The 6983-nt window shown below is 40.6% G+C and carries 6 protein-coding genes; 3 read left to right on the forward strand and 3 right to left on the reverse strand.

Going from position 1 to position 6983, the window contains the following annotated elements; translation table 11 throughout:
* Positions 1-57: 57 nt before the first annotated feature.
* Positions 58-873 (reverse strand): anti-sigma factor, encoded by an 816-nt coding sequence (locus VOI17_RS06035; RefSeq protein WP_323756343.1) that lies wholly within the window; start codon positions 871-873, stop codon positions 58-60.
* The gene (locus VOI17_RS06040) at positions 870-1430 is read right to left on the reverse strand and encodes an RNA polymerase sigma factor (protein WP_323756344.1); all 561 of its coding nucleotides are present in this window, start codon (positions 1428-1430) and stop codon (positions 870-872) included. Before VOI17_RS06040 ends, VOI17_RS06035 begins: the two co-directional genes overlap by 4 nt.
* 168 nt (positions 1431-1598) lie before the next feature.
* Between VOI17_RS06040 and VOI17_RS06045 the strand changes: the two genes are divergently transcribed.
* Both VOI17_RS06045 and VOI17_RS06050 read left to right on the forward strand, forming a co-directional pair.
* Positions 1599-4499 carry an FAD-binding and (Fe-S)-binding domain-containing protein gene (locus tag VOI17_RS06045; RefSeq protein ID WP_323756345.1) on the forward strand — a complete coding sequence of 967 codons (2901 nt, stop codon included), beginning with the start codon at positions 1599-1601 and terminating at the stop codon, positions 4497-4499.
* A gap of 129 nt (positions 4500-4628) precedes the next feature.
* Entirely contained in the window at positions 4629-5426 is a 798-nt protein-coding gene (locus VOI17_RS06050) for a hypothetical protein (protein ID WP_323756346.1), read from the forward strand.
* An 85-nt stretch (positions 5427-5511) separates the two neighbouring features.
* On the opposite strand, the gene VOI17_RS06055 is transcribed toward VOI17_RS06050, so the two are convergent.
* The gene (locus VOI17_RS06055) at positions 5512-6048 is read right to left on the reverse strand and encodes a DUF4136 domain-containing protein (protein ID WP_323756347.1); all 537 of its coding nucleotides are present in this window, start codon (positions 6046-6048) and stop codon (positions 5512-5514) included.
* A 127-nt stretch (positions 6049-6175) separates the two neighbouring features.
* On the opposite strand from VOI17_RS06055, the gene VOI17_RS06060 reads away from it, so the two are divergent.
* The gene (locus tag VOI17_RS06060; RefSeq protein WP_323756348.1) at positions 6176-6742 is read left to right on the forward strand and encodes a DsrE family protein; all 567 of its coding nucleotides are present in this window, start codon (positions 6176-6178) and stop codon (positions 6740-6742) included.
* Positions 6743-6983: the final 241 nt, after the last annotated feature.

Genomic DNA, 6983 nt, shown 5'->3' on the forward strand with positions numbered 1-6983 from the left:
TTTTAGTTTAAATTCATCCTAACTACGACCAAAGAGATGGCTATAGATTTTTGAGGCTTAACTTTTTTTCAAAAAACCTCTGGCATAGGTTTGATCCACCGTGGCAATAGGCGTACCGCCCTCTTCTTCCAGGGTGATGGCAAAAGCTTGAACACTTCCTTTGATCACTTTTAATTCTTGAACCAACTGATTATGATCAAAAATACCAGCATCAATTGGCGCTTGACCTGGTTTAATGGCCCAAAGTTGATATTGATGACCTTTTGGTGGTTCAGGTAAATTATCTACACTGATAAATACTGCATTTGTATTCTTATCCCAAAAAACATTGGCAAATGATTTTGGTGAGAGTTCAGAACCATCTAAACGCACATGAATATTATCATTATTTAAAAAGTGCGCTACTCGTAATTCGGCATAACCCAAATCTTGCTGGGTAGACTCAATTTCATAAGCCATTTTTGAGTTCTCTGCGGCTATTTTACGAACATCATCTTTCGCGCTTCGCATTCTAAGGAAGAAGTACACGTTAAATGCAATGCTCAGAAACAACAAAACTGCCGCTGCTGCCGACCACCGAGGGATTACTCTAATCTTCTTTATTTGTGTATCAGGCTCTTCAATGGCTCTTAAAAAAGCCTCCTTTTCCTCATCACGGATAGTATTCGTCACTAAATCAATTACTGTGTTATCACCAGAAGAAGATTGGCTACGGGCCAAAGTAATTAAAACATTTCTTAACTCATCAAGTTCATCGGCCACCTGAGGATAGCGTGCCGCCATTGCATCCACGGCTTGCATCTCTTCATCATTAAGCTCACCCGCCCAATAAGATTCCAAAACTCCTGATGCTATGTACTCTTGAATATTCATTCTACTATTGACCTTAAATGCTGCAACGCCATCCTTATGCGCGTTTTCACTGTTCCCAAAGGAATACTTAATCGTTCCGAAATCTCAGGATGGCTATACCCTTCAAAAAACGACATACTTATCAGTGTACGTTGTTTTTCCGGTAGTTGAAATATCAATTCCCTTACAGAACCATCATTCACCTCTGATTCATTTCCAAACGTGTCCGATATAAATACGAGGTCAACTGATTGTTCAGATTTTTGCCTTTGCTTAAAATCTTTAGACCGTGTCTTATCAATGGCTGCATTACGACAAACTCTCACTAACCAAGTAAACAAACTACCCTTCGATGGGTCAAAATTAGTAGAATTACGCCATATTTTTAATAAAGCGTCTTGAAGTACATCTTTGGCGACATCCTCGTACTTTACTACCCTCAAAATTACATTCAATAAAATTGATGAATAGTTTTGGTATATCAGCCCTACAGCCGTTCTATCACGGTCGGCCAATAGCAAGGCTATCCTTTCTTCAAGAGGAGTTTCAGATGTTAAATATTTGAGTTGAACTGACAAAATTGAGAATTATAGGGTTGGAACTAAAGTATTAAGCAATTGTTTCAACCCAGAGATAAAATAAAGAATTATGTAATTCTCAATAGCACTGATCAATCAAAGTTGAATCAATAATTAATTACTCGAAACAAAAGCCTCAATTCTACACGAATCAATTAATTTGCGTCTATGAATTTGAATGCGCTTCAATCTGCTCTCCAAGGTGACTTATTCACCGATAACACCACGCGAAAACTTTACGCTACTGATGCTTCTGCTTACCGTGAACTTCCCTTGGCTGTCGCTATTCCTAAAGGCCAAAAGGACCTTATAACCTTGGTTAATTTTGCACGGGAGAATAAAATAGGATTAATTCCCAGAACAGCAGGCACCTCATTGGCTGGTCAAGTTGTAGGCAACGGTATTGTTGTAGATATGTCAAAACACTTTGGGAAAGTACTGGAAATCAATAATGAAGAAGGTTATGTATGGGTAGAGCCCGGAATCGTTCGCGATGATCTCAACAAACATTTAGCACAATACGGAGTGTTTTTCGCACCAGAAACCTCTACCGCCAACCGTGCTATGATTGGCGGAATGATTGGCAATAATTCATGCGGTTCAAATTCAGTCGTATACGGAAGTACTAGAGAGCATTTACTTGAAGTAAAAACTATTTTAGCCGATGGTAGCGAAGCTATTTTTGGCCCAATGGATGCAGATCAGTTGCTAAATCAGGACAAATCACTTCAGCGTAAAATCTATGCTGAAACAGTCGAGATGTTGCAGCAGCCCATTAATCAGAAAGAAATAGTTGACGGTTTCCCGAAACCAGATGTACCCAGAAGAAATAACGGTTATGCGCTTGATATGCTTTTACGGCAGCAGCCATTTACCGAAAACGGTGAACCTTTTAATCTTAGTAGCTTAATAGCAGGCTCGGAAGGTACCTTATGTTTTATCACCCAAGCCAAACTAAAGCTCACCCCACTCCCTCCCAATCACAAACGTTTGGTCTGTATTCATTCTGAAACTATTGATGATTCCCTTCGGGCTAATTTAGTCGCGCTAAAATATGCACCTTCGGCTTGTGAGTTGATGGATCACTATATTTTGGAAGCTACCAAACGAAACGCCATGTACAAGGCCAATCGATTCTTTGTTCAAGGCGATCCGAAAGCCATTTTGGTGGTGGAGCTAAATGGCGAAACTGAAGCCGAAGCAGATGATAAAGTGAATACACTCATCGCGGAGCTAAAAACCTCTAATCATGGATACGCTTATCCTGTAGTTCAAGGTGATGGAATTAAACTGGTTTGGGATTTACGAAAAGCAGGCTTGGGACTGCTGTCGAATATTCCGGGCGATGCCAAGCCTGCTCCTGTGATTGAAGATACCGCAGTAGATGTTAAAGATTTGCCCGCCTACATTCGTGAATTCAACCAAATCCTTGACAAGTATGGATTGTTTGCAGTGCATTATGCACATGCAGGTTCGGGTGAATTGCACTTGCGTCCTATTCTTAATTTAAAGACGGAAGAAGGCCAAAGACTCTTCCGCACTATTGCCGAAGAAATTGCCACTTTGGTAAAGAAATACAAGGGGTCACTTTCTGGTGAACACGGAGACGGACGTTTGCGCGGTGAGTTTCTGCCTCAGATGATTGGTGAGCACAATTATCAGTTGGTAAAGCAAATGAAGCGCATTTGGGATCCTGAGAACATTTTCAACCCCAACAAGATTGTGGACACCCCTCCGATGGACACTTTCTTACGCTACGAAAAAAATCAAGTCACTCCTGAATTTGACACCACATTTGACTTTTCGGAACATGAAGGCATATTGCGTTCGGCTGAATTGTGTAACGGTTCGGGTGACTGTCGAAAAACAGAACTGAGTGGCGGAACGATGTGTCCTAGTTATATGGCCACACGTGATGAAAAAGACACTACACGCGCCAGGGCCAATATGCTGCGCGAAATTCTCACTCATTCCACAGACGCTAACCCTTTCGATAATCCAGAGATTAAGGAGGTAATGGATTTATGTCTATCGTGCAAAGGCTGTTCTTCGGAATGCCCTTCCAACGTGGACATGGCCAAGCTAAAAGGCGAATGGCAACATCAATACCACAAAAGCAATGGGATCCCTTTCCGTACCAAACAGATCGCACACTTTTCTAAAGGTATGAAGCTGGCGAGCAAAGCGCCATGGGCTTATAATTTAGTGTTCGGAAACCGCCTAACGGGGAATGTTGCCAAGGCTATTGCTGGTTTTGCAAAAGAACGTAGCATGCCTGCTTTGGCTAAGCAGCCTTTAGAGCGATGGCTGAAAAAGGAATTTAAGCCTCAAGCTTCCAACCGTAAAGTCTATTTTTTCTGCGATGAATTCACCAATTACAACGATGCAGAAATTGGTAAAACCACTGTAAAGCTATTAGACAAGCTAGGCTATGAAGTCTTATTTGTCCCTCATGCCGATTCTGGTCGCCCCCAGCTATCTAAAGGGTTGTTGGACGAAGCCAAAGCTTTGGCAGAACAGAATGTTCAACAATTCAGTGCGCTAGTGAATGCCAATGCACCTTTGGTTGGTGTTGAGCCTTCCGCTATTCTGACCTTCAGAGATGAATACACGAGCTTAACACGGGGCGAATTGCAGGAAAAAGCAAAGACACTCTCGGCACATGTATTTACCATTGAAGAGTTTTTGGCGCAAGAAATTGATAAAGGGAATATTACTTCTGCTCAATTCAAAACGGAGACTAGGCTAATTAAGGTGCACGGTCATTGCCACCAGAAGTCGCTTTCGTCTATGGTACCTACCAAGAAAATGCTCTCGTTGCCTAAGAATTTCACGGTACACATGATTGCTTCGGGCTGCTGTGGTATGGCAGGTTCTTTTGGTTATGAAAAGGAGCACTATGAGGTCTCAATGAAGATTGGTGAACTGGTGCTCTTCCCTGCGGTGCGACAGCAACCCAAAGAAGTGATCATTGCGGCTGCAGGCACTAGTTGTCGTCATCAAATCAAAGATGGCACGAGCAGAATCGCCAAGCATCCAGTGGAAGTGTTGTGGGAGGCTTTGAGGTAAGGAGGCTTAATCAATTTTTCAAAATATTGTCTCCTCCCTCCAACCTTGCATTTTGATTTTGGGTCTAGGGATCATTGTTAGTTTCTTTTCAAGGAATTAGCAGGTCAAAAACCCAAATTTTTAAATCATATGTATACACCTAAATGGTCATTTAGGCTGATGCTTTTATTCACATTAGCCATCTCATCGTGCTCATCAGATGATAGTACGGTCCCTGAAAAACGTCTTTTACCAGAGACATATTCGGAATTGAATTATAGTCGAACACTTTATTTTGATAGTCAGTATAGGTTGATCAGAATTTACATGGTCTCTAAGTACTCAGACGAAAGTTGGGGCGAATCAACTCAAGTCTACTTCTATGATGACGAAGGTATTTTAATAGAGTCTCATGTTGATAACGGATGGAGAATGGTCTATACATACGCTGATGACAAAATCGCAAGAACAGATGAATATGTTTATTCGAGACTCAATCAATTTCATACTTTTGAATACAATGAACAAGGAAGGTTGTCCAAGTCTGTCACATATCAAGATATTCCAGAAGAGGGCGGAGTGACTCCGGTAAGTGGGGAAAGTTATGATTACGATGAAAAGGGTAATATAACCGAACAGCGCCTATACTATTATACTTCCAACGGAGACGAGGCTAAACTCCTTACTGTTTTTACTTATAGCGACTATGATGATAGGATCAATGGAGACAATATGTTTACGATTAATCCTTTTAATCCGCTTATAAAGTTGAGCAAAAATAACCCAGGGCAAATGCAAATAAAAAACAACAAAGGTGAAGTCTCAAGCACAAACACTTATACATACCAATACCATAAAAAGGGACATCCCGTCAAGAAGACAACTCATGTGGTATTGTATAATGGGGAAGTAGGTGATTACGTGAGTACCTATAAGTTTAAAGACTAAACAATGAACCAAATTAACATTTAGAAAAAACAAATGCCCTTGCTGATGACGACCATCAACAAGGGCATTTTTAGTATGGAGTCAATTATCTTTTTGCTGTAGGAAATTTGGCCATAATGGCTTTTACGCCTTTCTTGATTTTTTCTTCAGCGTCTTTAGGGGGAACATCATTCAGGGTTTTACTGCCTATCCCCTGCCAAACCAAAAGTTCTTTTTTATTGTCTATCATGTGGATCACAATGCTGCCTTGATTGAAAGTATAGGACTCAATCTGATAATCCGACCAATACTTGACATCGTATGGGTAATCATTATGCGTCAGAGAGCTCACTTTCTGATCGATCACAATATGAAAGTCAATCATCAAATCAGGTGCTGCGTCTGTCTTTTCAAAACCGAGGGCTTTCATCTCCACTTCAACCGCCTCCATGATTCGCTTACGGTTCAATTCATTATCAAACATGGGGTTCGATTTCCCAGGCTTTTCCTGCCCATCGGCCCAAGCAAAACTTTTATATTGAGTGAAATCTATGCCTTTTTCTTGGTCAGAGGTTACATATAGTTTTTCTGAGCAACTAAAGACCAGCAGGAAAAACAAAAACAGGGGCAAAAGCTTTTTCATATCTATCATATTTATGACAAATCTACTTTGATTCTATCAGTCCCCTAATGATAACTGTCAATGAATAAACTGACTTAAATCAGTTTGTTCGTACATAATTTAAAAAATATTACCTAGCTTAAATGCCATGAAAAAAATTAGCTTCCTCTTAATCTGTTTTCTTTTCCCAACGCTATTATTAGCGCAGTTGCCTGAGTATTTAGAAGGCAAAATGACCTATCCTGTTTTTGATTTCAATCCTATGGTGGGCGTTGTAAAAACCCAAGCCAAAGCACTTAATTATAACAAAGACCTTGAATACAAAATAGCCATAGATGTTACTGATAAGGTTTACGACTCCACACAGGTAATGAGTACACTTAATGAAGTGGCCAGAACTTATAATCTAAATATTGCCAACGGAGTTCCGAAAAAGAAGCTAAAGGTGGCGGTAGTGATTCATGGCAGTGCCATACAAGGCATTTTGAATGATGAAGCCTATCAAGCCAAATTTGGTGTACCCAATCCAAACATAGCGGTGATTAAGGAAATGAAAAAGGAGGGAATCGAATTTTACGTATGCGCGCAAGTACTGGCTTTCAGGCAAGTACCAGAAGAAAACGTAATGAAGGATATTGACCTCGCTATATCGGCCAAAACTGCATTGATTACCCTAGATCAAATGGGCTACACTTATATGAGTGTGAATAATTGATAGAAGTTAGTCTAGGTTGTTTGTTGGTGAAGAACACCAACAATGGCGAAAAAACGGGTTGACAGCCCCCTAGCCCTCCCGAAGCTTCGGGATAAAAAAGGGGACAGCATCGTGTGTATCGTCCTGAAATAGGTTGACTATAATCTTATGGAAAAGTCAACTAAAAACAGGATTCTCAAGAAGCCAGATTATTACTCAGAAGAGTTCAAATGGCAGGTTGTACAAGATGTATTATCAGGTC

It is taken from the genome of Roseivirga sp. (assembly GCF_034669765.1).
Taxonomy (GTDB): Bacteria; Bacteroidota; Bacteroidia; order Cytophagales; family Cyclobacteriaceae; genus Roseivirga.